At 66.0% G+C, this 444-nt stretch carries 1 protein-coding gene; it reads left to right on the forward strand.

Translation table 11 applies throughout. The annotated features are described in order from the left end of the window. Window positions 1–444 (forward strand): flagellar M-ring protein FliF C-terminal domain-containing protein (locus ODJ79_RS46780; protein ID WP_317620768.1); only part of this gene is annotated, 444 nt, incomplete at both ends.

Consider the following 444-nt stretch of genomic DNA (forward strand, 5'->3'; position numbering starts at 1 on the left):
GCCAAGGATGTGTTCGCCGACGATCAGGACAAGCCGACCGCGTCGGTGCTGGTGGCCTCGAAGCAGACGCAGCCGCTGTCGGGTGAGCAGGTCAAGGCGATCGTGCATCTGGTTGCTTCGAGTGTGGAGGGGCTGGACCCGACGCAGATCACGGTGGCCGGCGCGGACGGGAAGGTCCTGTCGACCGGTGGTGGTGAGGCGGTCGGCACCGGTGGGGATAACAGCAACCAGGCGCAGACGGTGGCGTTCCAGAACCGGATGAACTCCTCGCTCAAGACGATGCTCGACAGTGTGGTGGGTGCCGGGCATGCGGTGGTGACCACGACCGCGGACCTGGACTACGACCAGACGCAGACGACGTCCAAGACGTACAAGTCCGACCCGACGCTGCCGGCGTTGGCGGAGAGCAATAGCCGGGAGGCGTACAACGGGGCGGGTAGCTGT

Source organism: Actinoplanes sp. KI2 (assembly GCF_025630775.1).
Classification (GTDB): domain Bacteria; phylum Actinomycetota; class Actinomycetes; order Mycobacteriales; family Micromonosporaceae; genus Actinoplanes.